This is a genomic window from Mycolicibacterium moriokaense (assembly GCF_010726085.1).
GTDB classification, from domain to species: domain Bacteria; phylum Actinomycetota; class Actinomycetes; order Mycobacteriales; family Mycobacteriaceae; genus Mycobacterium; species Mycobacterium moriokaense.
Genome location: NZ_AP022560.1, coordinates 1856373 through 1874600, shown reverse-complemented (window position 1 = coordinate 1874600; position 18228 = coordinate 1856373). Strand labels below are relative to the sequence as shown.

At 63.7% G+C, this 18228-nt stretch carries 20 protein-coding genes, 3 pseudogenes and 2 other annotated features; of the genes and pseudogenes, 18 read left to right on the top strand and 5 right to left on the bottom strand.

Annotated features, from left to right (window positions below; translation table 11 throughout):
• Window positions 1-38 precede the first annotated feature (38 nt).
• Both G6N43_RS09215 and G6N43_RS09210 read left to right on the top strand, forming a co-directional pair.
• A complete protein-coding gene (locus G6N43_RS09215) occupies window positions 39-398 on the top strand; it encodes an Rv2640c family ArsR-like transcriptional regulator (protein WP_083156796.1) in 360 nt (119 codons plus the stop codon).
• A 60-nt stretch (window positions 399-458) separates the two neighbouring features.
• On the top strand, window positions 459-719 hold the full coding sequence (locus G6N43_RS09210; RefSeq protein ID WP_234810264.1) for a hypothetical protein: 261 nt from the start codon (window positions 459-461) through the stop codon (window positions 717-719).
• Window positions 720-731: 12 nt separating this feature from the next.
• On the opposite strand, the gene G6N43_RS09205 is transcribed toward G6N43_RS09210, so the two are convergent.
• Together G6N43_RS09205 and G6N43_RS30650 are read right to left on the bottom strand one after the other, a co-directional pair.
• Window positions 732-1592 (bottom strand): IS3 family transposase, encoded by an 861-nt coding sequence (locus G6N43_RS09205; protein WP_244960520.1) that lies wholly within the window; start codon window positions 1590-1592, stop codon window positions 732-734.
• Window positions 1559-1685 (bottom strand) — a sequence feature (AL1L pseudoknot). Its footprint overlaps the gene before it by 34 nt.
• Window positions 1640-1984 (bottom strand): transposase, encoded by a 345-nt coding sequence (locus tag G6N43_RS30650; protein ID WP_244960516.1) that lies wholly within the window; start codon window positions 1982-1984, stop codon window positions 1640-1642. Its footprint overlaps the feature before it by 46 nt.
• 115 nt (window positions 1985-2099) lie before the next feature.
• Here G6N43_RS30650 and G6N43_RS09200 point away from each other — a divergent pair, with 115 nt between their 5' ends.
• Window positions 2100-2474 (top strand): hypothetical protein, encoded by a 375-nt coding sequence (locus G6N43_RS09200; protein WP_179967985.1) that lies wholly within the window; start codon window positions 2100-2102, stop codon window positions 2472-2474.
• A 445-nt stretch (window positions 2475-2919) separates the two neighbouring features.
• Here G6N43_RS09200 and istB read toward each other — a convergent pair.
• The 3 genes and pseudogenes from istB to G6N43_RS09185 all read right to left on the bottom strand — a co-directional run bounded on the left by istB (window position 2920) and on the right by G6N43_RS09185 (window position 5820).
• Window positions 2920-3776, bottom strand: a pseudogene (istB, locus tag G6N43_RS09195) (IS21-like element helper ATPase IstB).
• Window positions 3773-5134 carry a Mu transposase domain-containing protein gene (locus G6N43_RS09190; protein ID WP_163658056.1) on the bottom strand — a complete coding sequence of 454 codons (1362 nt, stop codon included), beginning with the start codon at window positions 5132-5134 and terminating at the stop codon, window positions 3773-3775. Before G6N43_RS09190 ends, istB begins: the two are co-directional and overlap by 4 nt.
• 122 nt (window positions 5135-5256) lie before the next feature.
• Complete coding sequence (locus G6N43_RS09185; RefSeq protein ID WP_234810362.1) at window positions 5257-5820, bottom strand: abortive infection family protein; 564 nt, start codon at window positions 5818-5820, stop codon at window positions 5257-5259.
• A 137-nt stretch (window positions 5821-5957) separates the two neighbouring features.
• Here G6N43_RS09185 and G6N43_RS09180 point away from each other — a divergent pair.
• From G6N43_RS09180 to G6N43_RS09110, 15 genes and pseudogenes are all read left to right on the top strand, one after another.
• Window positions 5958-7217, top strand: a pseudogene (locus G6N43_RS09180) (IS3 family transposase).
• Window positions 6257-6388: a sequence feature (AL1L pseudoknot), on the top strand. Its footprint overlaps the pseudogene before it by 132 nt.
• A gap of 31 nt (window positions 7218-7248) precedes the next feature.
• Window positions 7249-7767 (top strand): annotated as a pseudogene (locus G6N43_RS09175) (IS3 family transposase); the annotation flags it as partial.
• On the top strand, window positions 7764-8111 hold the full coding sequence (locus G6N43_RS09170) for a tyrosine-type recombinase/integrase (protein ID WP_083157812.1): 348 nt from the start codon (window positions 7764-7766) through the stop codon (window positions 8109-8111). The pseudogene G6N43_RS09175 and the gene G6N43_RS09170, both read left to right, overlap by 4 nt.
• 74 nt (window positions 8112-8185) lie before the next feature.
• Window positions 8186-9565 (top strand): recombinase family protein, encoded by a 1380-nt coding sequence (locus G6N43_RS09165; protein WP_110810586.1) that lies wholly within the window; start codon window positions 8186-8188, stop codon window positions 9563-9565.
• Window positions 9552-10058, top strand: coding sequence for a hypothetical protein (locus G6N43_RS09160; protein WP_083157810.1), 507 nt, complete (start codon window positions 9552-9554; stop codon window positions 10056-10058). Before G6N43_RS09165 ends, G6N43_RS09160 begins: the two co-directional genes overlap by 14 nt.
• 567 nt (window positions 10059-10625) lie before the next feature.
• A complete protein-coding gene (locus G6N43_RS09155) occupies window positions 10626-11969 on the top strand; it encodes an AAA family ATPase (protein ID WP_083157809.1) in 1344 nt (447 codons plus the stop codon).
• A gap of 176 nt (window positions 11970-12145) precedes the next feature.
• A complete protein-coding gene (locus G6N43_RS09150) occupies window positions 12146-12421 on the top strand; it encodes a hypothetical protein (RefSeq protein WP_083157808.1) in 276 nt (91 codons plus the stop codon).
• A 120-nt stretch (window positions 12422-12541) separates the two neighbouring features.
• Complete coding sequence (locus G6N43_RS09145) at window positions 12542-12937, top strand: hypothetical protein (RefSeq protein ID WP_133056607.1); 396 nt, start codon at window positions 12542-12544, stop codon at window positions 12935-12937.
• 55 nt (window positions 12938-12992) lie between these two features.
• Window positions 12993-13349: a hypothetical protein gene (locus G6N43_RS09140; RefSeq protein WP_083157806.1), complete on the top strand. Its 357-nt coding sequence runs from the start codon at window positions 12993-12995 to the stop codon at window positions 13347-13349.
• A 402-nt stretch (window positions 13350-13751) separates the two neighbouring features.
• Entirely contained in the window at window positions 13752-13967 is a 216-nt protein-coding gene (locus G6N43_RS09135) for a hypothetical protein (RefSeq protein ID WP_234810351.1), read from the top strand.
• Window positions 13968-14095: 128 nt separating this feature from the next.
• Window positions 14096-14782, top strand: coding sequence for a hypothetical protein (locus G6N43_RS09130; protein ID WP_234810350.1), 687 nt, complete (start codon window positions 14096-14098; stop codon window positions 14780-14782).
• 193 nt (window positions 14783-14975) lie between these two features.
• Entirely contained in the window at window positions 14976-15773 is a 798-nt protein-coding gene (locus G6N43_RS09125) for a hypothetical protein (protein WP_083157803.1), read from the top strand.
• A 187-nt stretch (window positions 15774-15960) separates the two neighbouring features.
• A complete protein-coding gene (locus G6N43_RS09120) occupies window positions 15961-16755 on the top strand; it encodes a hypothetical protein (RefSeq protein WP_083157802.1) in 795 nt (264 codons plus the stop codon).
• Window positions 16756-16946: 191 nt separating this feature from the next.
• Window positions 16947-17387: a hypothetical protein gene (locus tag G6N43_RS09115; RefSeq protein ID WP_133056606.1), complete on the top strand. Its 441-nt coding sequence runs from the start codon at window positions 16947-16949 to the stop codon at window positions 17385-17387.
• Window positions 17388-17430: 43 nt separating this feature from the next.
• Window positions 17431-18198 carry a hypothetical protein gene (locus G6N43_RS09110; protein WP_133056605.1) on the top strand — a complete coding sequence of 256 codons (768 nt, stop codon included), beginning with the start codon at window positions 17431-17433 and terminating at the stop codon, window positions 18196-18198.
• The last annotated feature ends 30 nt before the right edge of the window (window positions 18199-18228 follow it).

Here is an 18228-nt window from a genome sequence, read left to right as displayed (position 1 = left end):
TTCGACATATGTCAATACCCTGTGGCAAGATAGTTCACATGCCCAAAGCGTTGCCCGTTGTCGATATGTCTAGCCCGGTGTGCTGCTCTCCCGTTGCGGCCGGCCCAGTCGGTGATGAAGCGGCGTTGGAGATCGCACTGCGCCTCAAAGCTCTAGCTGACCCGGTGCGGGTCAAGCTGGTATCTCTGCTGTTCAGCAGTCAAGCCGGGGAGGAGTGCAGTTGCGATCTTGCTGCGGCGGTTCAGCTCAGTGAATCCACGGTGAGTCATCACCTGTCGCAACTGCGACGGGCGGGGCTAATTGAGTCGCAGCGGCGGGGAATGAACGTGTATCACCGGCCTCGTCGCGATTCGCTCGTAGCGCTGTGCTCGGTTCTCGATCCCAACTGCTGCACCTGACCCCTGCGCCCGGAGCGTTCCGGGTTCGACCGCGCGTGACCCCGCGTAACCTCACGTTTCGTGAACTGGTCGACATTTGTTTCCACCGGCCTTGTACCGATAGCTTCGGTCGTATCGACGGCGACCGTTGCGGTATGGACGAAGCGCATCGACGCTCGCAACAGGCGAGAGGATCGTGAACACGACAGAGTTCTCGACTACGAAAAGCGGGCGGCAGACGACAAGAAAGCTGTTCTTAAGTCACTGATTTCGGCGACTCTCTACATCAAGCGTGGAGCCGAAGCCGTCGGTAAAGAAGACAGTGAATCGCCCTGGTTCTGACGGAGACTCGAACTATTGGATTGCGACCAGGGGTTGGTCGGTCCGTTGGGCATCGTAGAACGCTGCTTCGAACTCTGTGGGTGAAACGTCATCGAGGTAGCTGTGGAGGCGGTTGGTGTTGTGCCAGTAGACCCAGCCCAGGGTGGCCAGTTCGACGTCCTCGACGGTCTTCCATGGACCGCTGCGGGCGGGGCCGTAGATCAGCTCGGCTTTGTAGTAGCCGTTGACTGTCTCGGCGAGGGCGTTATCGAAACTGTCTCCGATTGAACCGATCGAGGGCACCGCGCCGATCTCGGCGAGCCGTTCCCCGTAGCGGATGGACGTGAACTGCGATCCGGCATCGGAGTGACATGTCAAGCCTTCCAACAGGTTTCCGCGTGACCAGCGGGCCATTTCCAACGCGTCGAGCACCATGGTGGTGCGCATGTGAGACGCCACTCGCCAGCCCACGATCATCCGGGAGTAGGCGTCGACGATGAAGCAGACATAGGCCACCCCCGACCAGGTCGGCACGAACGTCAGATCGGTGACCCACAATTGGTTGGGCGCGCTCGCGCTGAACTTCCGGTTGACCAGATCCGGGTGGCGCGCCGCGGCCGGGTCCGGTGTGGTGGTGGGCACCCGTTTACCGCGGCGCACTCCGTGGATGCCGGCCGCGCGCATCAGCCGCGCGACCTGGTCGCGGCCGACGTCGTGGCCAGCGCGGCGGGCGGCTTTCCACAGCTTGCGCGCCCGTAGACGCGGTAATTGTCCTCCCACAACGCCACCAGGGCAGGCCCCAGGACCTCGTCCGCTGCGCGCGCCGACGGCGCGCGGGTCTTGGTGTCGTAGTAGGTGCTCGGGGCCACACCCTGCGGTGCGCAGGACGGTGATGATGGGCTCGACCCCGAACTCGGCGCGATGGGCGTCGACGAAGTCGACTACTTCTTGTGTTGGCGGTCGAGCTCCGCCCCGAAGAAACTGGCCGCTCGCTTCAGTATTTCGTTGGCACGCTTGAGTTCTCGGTTCTCCTGTTCAAGCGCTTTGATCCGCGCCGACTCCGCAGTGGACACTCCCGGTGCGTACCCGTCGTCGATGTCAGCCTGGCGCACCCACGAGCGCACCGACTCCACCCCGTACCCGAGCTGGCGGGCCACCCGCGACACCGTGCCCTGCTCGGTGCCCAACTCGGCACGCAGAGCGCGGACCATCCGCACCGCGGCGGCCTTCTCCTCCGGGCTGTAACGCCTTGACGTGGGCTTCCCGGCAGACTGTTCCTTCGGCATACCTGCATCCTCGTTTCCAAGGTCAGGAGCCTCCGGGATTTCCAGGGCGATTCACAGTGAGGCCGCCGCCAACCGCAGGCGCGCCGAGACGGTGAGAGAGCTTTACGAATTCCGCATGCGCATGGGTCTGGACGATGGGATCGCAGAGTTGATGGTCTACGCGGCGGAACCGGTGCGCGAATTGACCGACCTACTGCTTGACGAATGGGATCGTCAATTCCGCGAGCACGGTTATTCGTTGGCACAACTTGATTCCTGCAAGAGGCAGCTCGCCAAGACAGTTGTAGATGCTCCACCGCCCGACGACACCATGGTGTATTTCGGTGGGCACCAGAAGTGGTCAGAGCTGAAAGCTGAAGAGACCGCTTGGCTCGACCGGCTCGGCGAGGAATCAAACCTCGACATCGACGCACTGGTGGTCCTGTGTGACCGCACACTCAAGGCCGCCCACAAGGACCTAAGGGGCGGCTATGGCCTTGAACACGACTAGATCTGGGATCCGAACTAAACACGAGTAGTCAGGGCGGAATCATGCTGGAATAAAGGAGGATCAGCGAGCAAGAACGTCATACACGGTGGCGCGGCTAACGCCTAAAGACGGCTCAATGGTCGGCTCAATGGTCGACGCAGACTCGCCGCTCGCATGCATCCGCTGTGCCCGACGCGTCGATCTAGACGTTGAAGCGGAACTCGTTGCTGGGCGTTTGGCGCCGCTAGTGACGTTGGTTGCGTTAACTACCTGCAGGTCAGAAGGTTGGCTACGTATGACGACGCACGACGGTTGCCGAAGCTACTGCGGACGAACTGCGGACGGCGCTTGGCCCTCATCACTCCACGCGGGAGATCCCTTTGCACGGTCGAGCGTGGCGAGCGTGACCGCGCTCATCGAAAGTCCTCAGGTGTGCTCGTTGAAATTCCTCACCTGTGAGCAGCGGTCAGTGTAGTTGTTGGCGGGTGCCGGTGGTGGTGCGGCGCAGGGTTTCGGCGGCGGCCTGGTGGTCGCGGAGGCGGTAGGACTCGCCGTCGAGGTTGATGACCACCGAGCGGTGCAGCAGACGGTCGAGCATGGCTGCGGCGACGGTGGTGTCGCCGAGGATTTCGCCCCACGCACCCACCCCGCGGTTGGTGGTGATGACGATGCTGGTCTTCAAATACCGTTGGGACACAACCTGAAACAATGCGGAGGCAGCCTCGGCGGGCAGCGGTAAATACCCGAGTTCGTCGATAACCAGCAGGGTCGGTCCGGCGTAGAACCGCATCGTGGTGGCCCAGCGTCCCTCGATCGCGGCGCGGTGACACCGTGCGGCGAGGTCGGCGGCGGTCGTGAAGTATGTCCGGTAACCGGCGTGCGCGGCGGCGCGGGCCAATCCACGGAGAGGTGGGTTTTGCCGGTGCCCGGTGGTCCGATTAACAAGATGTTGGTCGCTGATTGCAGGTAGCGGCAGGTGCCCAGTTCGTCGATGAGCTTGCGGTCGATGCCGGCGGCGGAATCGACATCGAAATCATCGAGGGTGGCCGGGGTGGGCAGGCAGGCGAACCGTAGCCGGCCCGCCAGTCGGCGGGCGGTGCTGGCTTCGACTTCCACGGCCAGCAGTCGCTCCAGGGCCACGGTCAGCGAGAGGTTCTCGGCGGCGGCCTGGTCCAAGACCGCGGGCAGGGCTTCGGCGGCCGCGGCCAGTTTGAGTTCGGCCAGATGCGAACGCAGCTGCTGATACCGCGACGCCGCCGCCGACGGCGACTCGTCGCCGGTGGTCGTGGTGGTGGTCTTTGGGGTGCGGGGTGTGGGGGTCATTGGATGGTCCTGTTCTGGGCGGCCCGCTCATAGGCGGACAGATCGATGACGGTGGAATCGGTTGACGGAGTTGACGTTTCAATTGCCGTGATGGGTAGCTGCCTGAGTTGAAGTAGTTGCGCGGCAGCGGCTTTGGCCGCCGGGCCGGGTGGGATGCGTTCCTTGCGGCGGTGTGGCCGTCCGGTCGCCGCGGTGGCCATCGCCGCGGTGTCCAGGGCGATGACATGACCGCTGTCACGCACCATCACCCCGAGCCCGTCGGCGGCCATTCGGTGCCGGGCGACCACGATCCCGCTCATGGTGGCGATATCGCAGAACTGACCACCGACCGGATGGCTGACCACCACTTGAGCAGTGGCGAGCTCCGGGGGCACCGAGTAGCGGTTGCCGCGGTAAGACACCAACGCCTGCCGCGACGCCGTGCGGGTCTCGGTCACGATCACCGGATATGGGGTTGCCGGCATAGGTTGCAGTGGCTCCGTTTTGGCCACCACCGCGACCGAGGACCGGCCATCAGCGGTGGCCCGCAACCGGGTGTCACCACGTACCCGCGCAAAGCGATCCAGGTCGACCTGGGCCGCCTCAACCGTCATATCGTCGGCCAGGGTGCGCCACCAACGTTGCGCGGCGGTGTGGTTGACCTTCTCCACCACGCCCTTGCGGTTGCCGCGCCGGGCCGGGCAGATCGCCACCGAGACGCCGTAGTGCTTGGCGACCCCGGCGAACGACGCGGTCACCCGGCCCGAGCCGGGATCGCAGACCGTGGCCATCCGGTCGAAGCGCCACACCCGCGTGCACCCTCCCAGGCCACGGCTCACCCGGTCCAGGCCGGCGACCAGATGCGGTTGATCCTCCGACGCCGCCAGGAAGCCGCGCCATTTCCCGGAATGAGCCAGTGATCCGACCAGCAGGTGTGCGGTCTTGCCCCAACCCCACGATGCCGGTGGATCGGGCAATTCCAGCCAGTCCCATTGAGTTTCGTCCCCCGGTGGGTGTGGGATGACGGCGTTCGGGCGCTGTGTGGCTGCGCGGCAGGCTTCACAGACCGGGCGCAGGTTCCGGGTGCGGATGTTGCGGGTCAGGCTCTGATACGACAGCCCGAAGCCCAGTTCCTCGAGTTCGTCGAACAGGGTGCGGGCCCACAGGTGTGGGTCCTCGGTCAGCCTCGCGGTGACGTAGTCGACGAACGGATCGAAGGGGTCCGGGCCGGGGCGGGCTCGCACCCCGGGCTGGCCGTCACCGGCCAGGTACTTGCGGACCGTCTTGCGGTCGAAGCCGGTGTGCCGGGCGATCGCCGAGATCGTCCAACCACGCTTGGCCAGGGCATGTAATTCCACATCGTCCTCCCATGTGAGCATGAGAAAGCGGGCCTCCTTCGGGCAGTACTGCAGGCGTCAGACACCAGCAGCATCGAAGGAGGCCCGCCCTTCTCGGCGGAGCCACACGGGTGGGGAATTTCGATGAGCGTCAGTGGGGAATTTCAGCGAGCGCGGTCAAGCGCGAACTCAGCTACGGAGCACGCTTCCTTCACGACCAACCGAGCAAGCTCGGCGGTAACGCCAGTTGGCAAAGTCCGACCGTGCCCAGTGCCTTGTAGGTTCCTGAGAGCATTGACCTGCTCAGCAATCGTCCATGCACTCTGGAGGACCGACTTGATGTGATTAGCGCCGAGGGTGGTGCCCGCAACCTGCTGGGGAAGTATGCCGAGTCGTTCCCTCGCGAGGTACCAAAGCTGGCCAAAGTCGGCGTTCGGCTGAATGGGCCATTCCAGTTCCGAAAGAACGAACTTCGCGACAGCCTCAAGTAGGTCCTTAGCAGAACCAAGGGCTAGGGCCGGGTCATCATCTGCGCGTTGTAGACGACTCAGTTGCTCGTTGAGCGCAGGTCTGCCACCGGTGTCCAAATTGACCACCAGTTCGGCGATTTCGCCGGAATCGGACAGGATCCAACCTTGCCTACGAAATGCAGCCTGCGCTCGGCTGAGGTCGCCACTGGGAATCGAGCCGTCCTCAAAATGTCCACCCACGCGCAGATCGCGAAGCAAACAGTCGATAAGGAGTCGCGCGCGAGTCGGGCGACGCGTGGCGGCTTGTATCGCCCGACGGACCCGGGTCTCCTTATTAGGTGTGAATCGCCCTGGAAATCCCGGAGGCTCCTGACCTTGGAAACGAGGATGCAGGTATGCCGAAGGAACAGTCTGCCGGGAAGCCCACGTCAAGGCGTTACAGCCCGGAGGAGAAGGCCGCCGCGGTGCGGATGGTCCGCGCTCTGCGTGCCGAGTTGGGCACCGAGCAGGGCACGGTGTCGCGGGTGGCCCGCCAGCTCGGGTACGGGGTGGAGTCGGTGCGCTCGTGGGTGCGCCAGGCTGACATCGACGACGGGTACGCACCGGGAGTGTCCACTGCGGAGTCGGCGCGGATCAAAGCGCTTGAACAGGAGAACCGAGAACTCAAGCGTGCCAACGAAATACTGAAGCGAGCGGCCAGTTTCTTCGGGGCGGAGCTCGACCGCCAACACAAGAAGTAGTCGACTTCGTCGACGCCCATCGCGCCGAGTTCGGGGTCGAGCCCATCATCACCGTCCTGCGCACCGCAGGGGTGTCGATGGCCCCGAGCACCTACTACGACACCAAGACCCGCGCGCCGTCGGCGCGCGCGCAGCGGGACGAGGTCCTGGGGCCTGCCCTGGTGGCGTTGTGGGAGGACAATTACCGCGTCTACGGGGCGCGCAAGCTGTGGAAAGCCGCCCGCCGCGCTGGCCACGACGTCGGCCGCGACCAGGTCGCGCGGCTGATGCGCGCGGCCGGCATCCACGGAGTGCGCCGCGGTAAACGGGTGCCCACCACCACACCGGACCCGGCCGCGGCGCCACCCGGATCTGGTCAACCGGAAGTTCAGCGCGAGCGCGCCCAACCAATTGTGGGTCACCGATCTGACGTTCGTGCCGACCTGGTCGGGGGTGGCCTATGTCTGCTTCATCGTCGACGCCTACTCCCGGATGATCGTGGGCTGGCGAGTGGCGTCTCACATGCGCACCACCATGGTGCTCGACGCGTTGGAAATGGCCCGCTGGTCACGCGGAAACCTGTTGGAAGGCTTGACATGTCACTCCGATGCCGGATCGCAGTTCACGTCCATCCGCTACGGGGAACGGCTCGCCGAGATCGGCGCGGTGCCCTCGATCGGTTCAATCGGAGACAGTTTCGATAACGCCCTCGCCGAGACAGTCAACGGCTACTACAAAGCCGAGCTGATCTACGGCCCCGCCCGCAGCGGTCCATGGAAGACCGTCGAGGACGTCGAACTGGCCACCCTGGGCTGGGTCTACTGGCACAACACCAACCGCCTCCACAGCTACCTCGATGACGTTTCACCCACAGAGTTCGAAGCAGCGTTCTACGATGCCCAACGGACCGACCAACCCCTGGTCGCAATCCAATAGTTCGAGTCTCCGTCAGAACCAGGGCGATTCATGGGTCACCGTGACGTTCGTGCCGACCTGGTCGGGGGTGGCCTATGTCTGCTTCATCGTCGACGCCTACTCCCGGATGATCGTGGGCTGGCGAGTGGCGTCTCACATGCGCACCACCATGGTGCTCGACGCGTTGGAAATGGCCCGCTGGTCACGCGGAAACCTGTTGGAAGGCTTGACATGTCACTCCGATGCCGGATCGCAGTTCACGTCCATCCGCTACGGGGAACGGCTCGCCGAGATCGGCGCGGTGCCCTCGATCGGTTCAATCGGAGACAGTTTCGATAACGCCCTCGCCGAGACAGTCAACGGCTACTACAAAGCCGAGCTGATCTACGGCCCCGCCCGCAGCGGTCCATGGAAGACCGTCGAGGACGTCGAACTGGCCACCCTGGGCTGGGTCTACTGGCACAACACCAACCGCCTCCACAGCTACCTCGATGACGTTTCACCCACAGAGTTCGAAGCAGCGTTCTACGATGCCCAACGGACCGACCAACCCCTGGTCGCAATCCAATAGTTCGAGTCTCCGTCAGAACCAGGGCGATTCAGTTTCCCGGTCAGGGCGGAAACCCACTCCATCAGAACTCAGTTGGGTATCAATGGCGAAAGACACGGACGGCCGTCGACGTTGCCTACGACCTACATGACCTCCGCCACTTCTACGCTTCCGGCCTGATCTACGAGAACTGCGACGTGGTGACTGTTCAGCGGGCACTCGGGCACAAGTCGCCAACCGTCACGCTGAACACCTATGCGCATCTCTGGCCTAACGCCAACGAGCGGACCCGCAAGGCTGCCGCGAACCTCTTCAAGGCGGCAGTCAATCCTGCTGCGGACGGACTGCGGACGGAGAGCCGATAAATGGCTGTTGAGCAGCAACTTTACACGTTGAAGCGGAATTCGACCAGATTACAACGCTGTGCAACAATATGTCTATGGCAAGTGCGCAGCGCGCCGCGACCTACCTTCGAATTTCGCTCGACCAAACGGGCGAGGGGCTGGCGATCGCCCGTCAGAGGCGTGAGTGCGTCAAGATCATCAAGCAACGCGGCTGGAAGTTGGTTGGCGAGTTCGTGGACAACAGCATCAGCGCCAGCGATGCACGCAAAAACCGACCCGGTTACGACGCACTCGTAAAGGCGTATGAGGCAGGCGATTTCGACGCGCTTGTGTGCTACGACCTCGACCGCCTAACCCGTCAGCCCCGGCAGCTCGAGGACTGGATCGACGCAGCAGAGGACCGCGGCCTGGCGCTGGTCACCGCCAACGGCGAGGCCGACCTAACGACAGACGGGGGGCGCATGTTCGCCCGCGTCAAGCTCGCAGTGGCCCGCGCGGAGGTAGATCGCAAATCGAGGAGACAGCGCGATGCCGCCAGCCAGCGCGCGCGTCTCGGCCGCCCGCCGCTCGGCGTCCGACTGACCGGCTACACCCCGAAGGGCGAAATCGTGCCCGCCGAGGCCGACCTTGTGTGCAGAATGTTCCAGATGTTCCACGCCGGCGAATCGCTGAAGTCGATCGCTCGCACCCTAACCAACGAAGGCGTCACCACTCGCGGCCGCAAACCATGGCACCCTTCTACGATTCGCACGATCCTCGTCAACCCGCGTTATGCGGGCCGCGCAATATATCAGGGCAAACCGACAGGAAAGCTGGGCAACTGGGAGCCCATTGTCTCCGATGACGTGTTCGACGTGGTGCAGGCCAAGCTCAACGACCCGCGCAGGGTCTCCAATCGGGAAGGCACCGACCGTAAGCACCTCGGGTCGGGATTGTTCCTGTGCGGCATTTGTGAGGCACCGGTGAGTAGCTGGTCGCAGAACCGGTACGTGTGCAGAGAGCGGCATGTGAACCGGGCCCGCGTGCCCGTAGACAATTGGGTGCGCACTGTCATCGTGGCCCGACTGCAACGTGAGGACATGGCCGATTTGCTGGCCCCGACCGAGTCCGAACTCGCACCGCTGCTCGCCGAGGTCGAGCAGCTACAGAACCGGCTGGCACGCATCGAGGCCGACTACGACGCCGACCTCATTGACGGTTACCGGTACGCCTCAGCGACAGAACGGGTACGCGCTGAGCGCGCCGTCATCGAGCGCAAGATCGCCGCGCACAGTTCAGGTGCCGCGCTAGGCGAAATCCTCAACTCGCCAGACCCCGCAGCCGCATTTTTCGGCGCGGGCCTCATGGCGCAACGCGCCGTCATCGATGCGTTGTGTGTGGTTCGACTGCTACCGGGCACTAGGTATTCGCGCGTATTCAACAAAGACACTGTGGCGATAACACCAAAGAAGGGCGCCAAGGATGCACAGCGGTGACGACAAGGACATGCCGGTGTTCGACTCGCTCGATGCGCACCGCGAAGCGATGCGTCAGGAGCTTCAATCCACTGCCGACGACACGCCATTGACTATTCCCAATCCGTATCCTGTCGTCTTTATCTACTGCGGCAACCACAGGGAAACGCCCGTCGCCGAATTCGTAAAGGTCGACGGCGACTGGCTGCGGATGGATGAATCTGCGCGGTTGCGTTTGTTGTCGGACGCGGAAGTGTTCGTCGATGATGCGTCCGACAACTGGCTCACTGACGATATTGAAGATCCGAGGTGGACGGACCGCAGGTACAACGTCAAGTGTCCTAAGTGCGCCGACCTACCGCGGAAAGACACCGACCCAAAGCCCACCACTGTCCCGGTGCGTCACGCGAACTTGGTGCCGTTCCTGGATCGATGGCACGCCAAAAATGGCGCCGTGTCGTTCATCCCGCTTGCCGATTTAGCGGCTAACATGTCACGTAACAAGCGGCTCTAGTCGGTGCCGTTTGAGTAAGCCTCCCAGCGGAGGGCGTGATTCGCCCTGCCCTAGGAGGCAACACAATGGCCGCTCCCTCGGCCCCCGTCGCTAAACTCCGCGCTAGTAAAGCCCGTCGCCTACAGTCCTACCCTCCGGACCACCCAAAGGTCCGTGAAGTCGGCCAAGCCCTCGCCTACGAAGTCCTCGCCGAGCACGCCGCCCGAGTCGTAGCAGACTGGCCCACCCCAAGCGCAGAGCAACTCGCGAAAGTTGCAGCGGTACTGCGGAATGCAGGCGGTGCGGCATGACCGGACCGATCAAAGAAGGGCCGCCCGAAAAACCCGAAAAAGAAGTGGCGCCCCCCGCCACAGAGAGCGCCACCCACACGACAGCCGAAGTCGATGACCACAATGATAGCCGCCTCGACAGACAGTTCAGGCCTGAGTTCGTCCGCAAAGGGACGGTGTGTCGGCCGCCGGTCGACCAATCGACGCCGACGCAGCTTCGGCGGCGTCGGGAAGCGTCTCTACGCCTAGCGCCATCGCCGTACACACGACGCCGGGATCCGAGCTCGAGGATCGTCGGATGAGCGGCGACCCGGAACTCATCGATAGGGGCAGGGCCGTTGCGGAGCGGGTGGCACGCTTCGACGCCGGCGACTATCCCGTCACCGATGACGATTGGGCGCAAATCCCACTCCCGCCAGAGCCACCCGACGACGAGCGCACATCAACCGTCCCCCACAACGGGGCGGATTCGATATCCGACCGTGCCGACGCCAACAACGTGGCAGAGCACGGTGATCACGAAGAGCAGGTGATCGAGAACCGGATGCGCGTACTGCGGATTGAGCGGGAAGCTCGGCGCCGTCTCGACGAGCAGGACCGGCCGGCCGTAACACCACCCCCGGTGCGCAGCCTCGACGAGCTGCTAGCAGAGCCCGACACAGCTGCCCGTTATCGCATTGACCAGCTGGCGCTACTCAACGGCCGTGTACTGATGTCGGCTCAGTTCAAGGCAGGCAAAACCACGCTCGTCGGGAATCTGTTGGGGTCCTTATCAGACCAACAACCGTTCCTCGGACAGTTCGACATCCCGATGCCGCCGCGCAGAATCGCGCTAATCGACACCGAGCTCGACGACAACACTCTGCGCCGATGGCTCCGCGACCAGAACATCGCCAACCGCGCCGCCCTGGCCGACGTCGCCGGACTACGCGGCCGAGTCGCATCGCTCAACCTGCTCGACGACCGGATCCGCGCCCAGTGGGCCACACGACTCCGCGACCTCGGCGTCGAATACCTTGTGCTCGACTGCCTACGGCCGGTGCTGGACGCGCTCGGACTCGACGAACACCGCGACGCCGGCCAATTCCTCGTCGCTTTCGACGCGCTACTCATTGAAGCAGACATTCCCGACGCCTTGATCGTGCAGCACATGGGCCACACCAACGAACGTGCCCGCGGCGATAGCCGTCTGCAGGATTGGCCCGACGCGATCTGGCGTCTGGTCCGCGAGGACGACAACCCCGGGTCTCCTCGGTTCTTCTCCGCCTATGGCCGCGACGTCGATGTGCCCGAAGGACGCCTCAGCTTTGACCCCATCAACCGACGACTCACATACGCAGCCGGATCACGCCACGACGCGAAAATCGAAGCCGCAGAGCATGACGTCGTCGCCGCCCTGGCCCGACACCACGGGGAAGGACTGTCCGGCCGCGACATCGAAGCCGCCACCACCGACAGCGAACACACCCGGCGAGCACTGCGCGACGCACTAAAAGCCGCAGTCGCCCGCGGCCTGGTCACCGTCGACAACGGACCACACCGATCCAAGCTGCACCGCATCGCCAACCCCTGCGCGGTCTGCCACTACCCACTCACCGCCGGACAGACCGGACAACACCTCGAATGCGGGACAACCCAATGACCAACCCAGTGCGCCAGTGCGCCGAAGTGCGCCACCAGTGCGCCAGCGCACTAGTAAAAGTGAGTGCGCCAGTGCGCCAGCGCCCCTATAGGGCGCACGCGGCGCACACACACCACACAACAGACATTCAGAAACCAAACCAGTGCGCCAACAACACCCAACGAAAGGCACTCCAGATGGCCGACTTTCCACTCCTCGACGCGGACTACACCGCCGCCACCACAGACCTAAACCGAACCGTCCTCAACACACTCGACCCCATCGAACCCGCGATCGACGAAACCGACACCTACTGCACAATCCCAATCCGACTAGTCCACGACACAGCCGCAGGCCTACACCTCGAACTCGGCCCATACACAATCGACCACACCGACATCGAACGACTCCGCAACGCAATCCACGCATACGACCTCGCCAACCACGGACCAACACTGAGGCGAGTCAAATGACCCCGAACCCGGCGAGTCAGCCGCCCTGTCACCTACTGCTGACATTCTGCTGACATGAAACGCATTGGGACTCGGAGGGAGTCGCGGGCGCGCCATGAGCAGGCGGCCACTCTACGGGCCGTGGGCTACACGTGGCAGGCGATTGCGGATGAACTGGGGTTCGGGCATAGGCAGGCCGCTAAGAGCGCCGTAGAGCGGTTGTGGGCGCGAACGCGGGATTCGCCGGAGATGTCGCGGCGATCGCTGTCTGAGGGGATGCAGTTGATGAAAACGATGCTGTTTGAACAGGTTGCGGTCGCAGTGCAGCGTGGTGATGCAGACCTGATCGTGACGTTGTCTCGCGAACTGCGGTCTGTTACGGATCAGTTGGCGCGGATTGATGGGCTGCATGCGGCGCGGCGTGTCGAGGTCGACGTAACTCAGCGGACGACGGTTGAGGTGCTGGCGGATCTTCGTCAAGCGATGCATGCGGCGATTGACGCCGAGGTGGTCGAGACGCGGGAGATCGAGCAGTGAAACTACGCGTAGATAGGTCGTGGGTTGCGCGGAAAACGATGGGAGAGCTGGGAAAATGAGTAATCGTGCGGAGCGGCGGGCGGCCGCGAAGAAGCACGCGGTGGATGCGGCGGTGTCGATCGCGGATGACGTGACGACGGGGCGGCTCGATCCTGAGCAGCTCGAGGCCGAAGCGGTGAAGGCTTGCCGCGAGGTGGCCGGCACTGTCCTCGGCCCTGAGGATCCAATCTGGCCGCTCCAGGTCGATATCGCGCGCCAGGTCTTGGCGATCGGTGGCGCTATCTGCGCTAATGAGCTGGCCGAGTGGTCGGCCGTCGAACGGAGCCGTGAAAAGGGTAAAGCTGCCGAGGGTTCGTGGATCGAGCAGGTGTTGGCGGAGGGCGCTGATGAGGACGACGACGATGCGCAGTGACAACGGGGACGGGGTGTCCGTGGTCGTGGACGCCCTGCGCGTATCAGGGGTGTCTGTCTGGCGGGCACCCTTTTGCGTGCGGTCACGAAAAAGATCTGCGTTGCGTGCAGGCTCGCACCTGAGATGCGGTCCTGCGTGAGCTGGCTATCGAGCGGGAATCCCGCGAAGCCGAGTAGGTGTCGCGTCTGGAATGCCGGGGAGGTTTGCCCGAGGGGGGTGCCCGCTGAGCGCAGCGGAGGCCCCGCGAGAATTTCTGCAATTTTTTGGGTGTTGTGCGTGGTCGTTGTGTGATCTGGGTGACACTGGAGGTTACGGTTTGGATGTTGTTGCGACACAGGGTCTTAAGCGTTAAGACCTGTTGCACCGCAAGGGTTTACCGTCATATACATGGAGACCCTTTGTGTGAGTGAACCGGACTCGAAGCGGGCGTCGTTGTGGCGTGCTGAGCTCGGTCACTTGAAAGCTCTTGGGCGGTCGGAGGACGATCCGGGCGTTCGGGCGTGTCGGGCGGGTTTGGCGTATTGGACGGTTCGGCGTGCGATCGATGCGGCGAGGCCGAATCTGACCGCTGCTGGTGTTGATGCGTTGGCGGCGCTGCTGTTGGGGCTGGGCCGATGAGCGCGTGGGGTGTTGCGTCGCCGGTTGATGCGGAGCGGGTTGGGCGGCGGCGTTCGTTGCTGTCGAGTGATGCGCCGTTGTCTTCGGAGCGGGACCGGGGTCGCGCGCGGGGGTCGTTGGTGCGGTCGGTGCCGAGGCGGGTGGATTTCGACCAGGCGGAGGGGCGGGAGCAGCGCCGTCAGGGGTGGGACGTCCACTATGCGAGTTTCGATCTGTGCGCTGAGGTTGAGGCTCAGTGTCGGCCGTTGGCGGTTGAGGTTCAGGCTCTTCTGGCGGATGGTGTGCGGTTGGCGGACAGGCGCAATTTCGGTGACGGCGTACCTCCGCTGCTGGAGCCGCTGCGGGATGTCCGTGAGATCGCGAAGGAGGTGTGTGGTCTTCGTGCCGCGGTGGTGGAGCTGTTGGCGAAGCAGTCAGCGTCGGGGTTGCCGGAGGGTGCGCGTGATCGGTTAGCGGCGTTGGTGCGCGATCCGGCCCACAAGACTGTGCCTGAGATTGACGAGAGCGACTTGTACGACGGTTCGTGGGTGGATCTCCTTGTGGCGGTGGTGGAGCCGCTGAACTCGGATTTGGCGGCCGTGGTGGCGGCACAGCCGGCCGGCCAGGTATCGGAACTTGATGTGGGTCTCTCTGATGCGTTGTCGAGTGACAGCCTGGTTGGTTTCGATCAAAGGGTTGTGATGTTGCGAAACCGGCTGCCGGGGCTGCGGAATCGTCGTCAGCTTGCGTTGTCGGGTCGGGCGCTGGCGAAGGCTGCGGTACAGGACAGGGAGCGGGAGCGTGTGGCGGCTGATATGCGGAGGCTGCGGCTGTGAGTAGTCGGTTGGCGCGGGATTCGGCTGTGGGGGTGTGTCCGGACTGTGACGGCCCGTCGCGGACGTTCAAGGGGAACGTCCACAAGTGGCGGTGCATCGATTGCATCGAGCTGGTGGTGGGTGCCGACCGGCCGCCGACAGCGCCTCCCTCGACTGAGCTGGCTAACCCTGTTGTAAGAGAGGATATTTTGAGATGACGAGTGTGTTGGCGCCGGTGCCGTTTGACGCGCCGCTGGTGAATCCGTCGGTAGGTGGGTTGTTCACTGTGACGCAGTGGCAGCCGACGGCTGGCGACGTCGAGCGGTGGCTGCCGGACGGTGTCGAAATCAAACCCTGGAACTACGGGATCGACGACTCGTTCGGTGTCTGGGCGGCTGCCTGGAACGCATCTGAAGAGGACTTGGACCCTGAGGCGGACGTGAAGCGGGCTGCCGACCGTCCGTCCGCGTTACCGGTGTTCGCGGCGGTCACCACGTGGGCGGCCGACGAATGTGATTTGACGGCGCCGTCTAGGGATGAGATTCGTACCCGTGCAGCCCAAATCCACCGGTTGCGTGAACCGATCGCGGTGGAGGCGGAGTTCGCGGCAAGGCTCCTCGATGACGTAGACACGCCAACTGAGGTGGTCGACGTTGTCGCCGCGGTTGGTGCGCTGGATGAGATGCTGGCGGCGACGAACACCCTCGGATTCATACATGGACGTCCGTCGTGGATGTCTGTTGCGGCGCAGGCGAATTTGTTGGTCCGTACAGGATCGGTTTTCAAGACGCCATCCGGTCACACGTGGGTTTTCGGGGGTGGGTATCCCGAAACGCTGGGTGACACGTTGGTGGCGACGTCGCAGCCCTTTGGCTGGCGCGGGGAAGTCCATTTGCATCCCGCGGAAAAACTGGAGCACAACCGGTTTCACGTCATCGCGGAGCGGTCCCTGGTGATCGGATACGAAGCGCTCATAGGAGCTGTGGACATTGTTGGACCCGAGACACCATGAAAGCTATGAAGGGAAAGGAGCGTCAACTTTTCGTCGGTTCTACATTGCACAACAACGAGATTCACTTGAACTGCAGACAGGTGATCGCGTTGAACTCGGTTGGTTGTCGAGGGCGGGTGGTCATGCGCTATGTGCCGCGCCCGCCCTCGACAGCGAGACCTAAGACAGAGAAACAGGAGCATGAGCCGTGAACTTCACGATGCCCGACCAACTACCAAGCAGCGTGGCTGAGTTGGACGCGCTCACCGCGCAGGCGACCGCGGAGATCAACGTGTTTTCGGCGCGCGTCGGCGCGAACGATAGTTTCACCTATGCCGACACGCGCCGGCTGGAGTACCTGCTGGCGTCGCGGGACGATCTGTGGGAAGCCGCGATTTCGCTCGACAATCCGTCACCGGCTGCGGCGTCGCTAGAAGCCAAACCACGACAGGGATTTCAGCTTTCGGAGCGGCTGGCGCATGCCGGACACGAAGCAGGTCACGCCGTCATTGCCGTACTGCTAGGCGGTGAGGTGGACACTGCCGAGGTCTTTCGACCAGAACAAGGCGCCCCAATCGTTCACCGTGACGGCAGGCAGCTCAACGGGCAATGCCGAGTGGTGCCGTTGACCACGGTGACGGAGGCCCGACGCCACTTGGTGGCCGCGGCGGGGCCGGTAGCCGAGGCGATCGCACGGTTCGGGCCGTCTCCGACTCCGGCGCAGATCCACCAGGTGTTGGCGGGTCAGCCGGACTTCGAGGAGTTACGGCGATACGCGTTGACGGCCGGGGCGTACGCGCCAGATCCCATCGGTGAGGTGCTGCCGTTGGTGTTGCGGTGTTGGCCGGCGATCACGCAGCTCGCGGTCAAGATGGATGACGGACTTGTCATAACTCATGCGGATGTGGCTGCGGCGCTAGGTCTTTCGGCGGATCGCAGCCTTCATGGGTTCGAGTGCGCGAACATCCGCGCCGGCTTGCGTAGCGTGGGAGGTGCCGCATGATGTTCGTCGCTAGGGGCGGGATGTTCGCCGGATCACAGGCAGTTCCGTTTGACGCTGTCGGGGACGGCGCCAACGGCACCGGATCGGTCCAATCGTGGAGTCACACCGCCACAGCGGGCGCGGATGTATTTGTCTGGCACTGCACCACCGGAACCGCCACCTCAACGGGTTGCACGTACGGCGGAGTCGCCATGACGCTGCTGGGCGCGGTGTCCCACAACAACAATGCCAGCCTGGGGCAGCTCGCGCTGTACCACCTTGCCGGTGTTGCTGGCGGCTCCAAGACGGTAGCGGCCACCAAGAGCAACGCTACTAACTCTGCGTGCGCGGGTTCTGTCTCGTACTTGGGCATTGGGTCGGTTGGCACTCCCGCATCTGCGTACGGGGCGAGCTCGTCAGCGATGCAGTCCGCGACCGTCCCCGCGGGGAGTCTGGTGGTGCAGGGCTTGGGTGCCAGGGCTGACGACTTCTCCGGAATCACCGGTGGAGCACAACGCTTCAACGGAAGTCGGGGCGGTGTGGCAGCCGGGTTGATCATTAGCGATTCCCCGGTTTCGACAGCCTTCGTCGGCGCGATCAATTCATCCACCGACTGGTCTGCTCTGAACGTCGTCCTCACCCGTGCCCCGTAGCGGACCCCCACTACGGCCTGACTTGATCAGCGAGGTAATGCTGATGGCCGAGCGCCAGCACCGCGAGGCCGTCGTCGGCTGGCGTTTCTGGTACACGCGGCCGCACGATGACCGGCTGACGTTGCACTCCCCGCAAATACGGCACGCATATGGACGCCGGGGAGCGTCGGATCTGCGCGCGAGCGGCCGGATCATGCGTGCTCGTTGTTGTTACTACGATCATGCGCCGCCAGCAGAAGGATGCAAGTGTGGTGTCTACGCGTGCGCGAATGTTGTTGACGCGATTTTCCGGATGCGCGCAATGGTCCGCGGCATGCGCCACGCCGCCACTGTCCGCGGCAATAATCCCCGGGCCGAAGCGGTGCGCCGCGCCGCCGAAGGCCCGACCGGCAAGGTCGCCCTCGTCCTCACAGAGGTGGTCTGCCATCAGGCGGTGAGCCATAACGACAACCGGGGCGAGACGCCGATCCTGACGTCGAGCGGGCAATTTTCGATGCTCGGTCGAGAGACGCGTCTCGAGGTCGATCCCGACACCGGCCGCAACTGCTATTCGGTCATCGAGATCGACATCCCGGTGATCCGCGCGGCCGCAGTGGAAATAGTCCGCTTCTTTGTCCCTGATGAGCAGATCGGCGCCGCGGCGGCGCGCGACCTCGCTCAACGACTGGCGGTCCGCTACGGCGTCGAGGCGGTCACCGGCTATCCCGAATACACGCCGGATGAATGGGATTTGCGGCCGGAGTGGATGCGCACCGAACCGTGGCAGTCGATGTACTCGGTCGACGGGGTGCTCGCGGGGGCCGCCGCCTAGTCGGTCCGACTCGACGCGACGGGTTGAAGT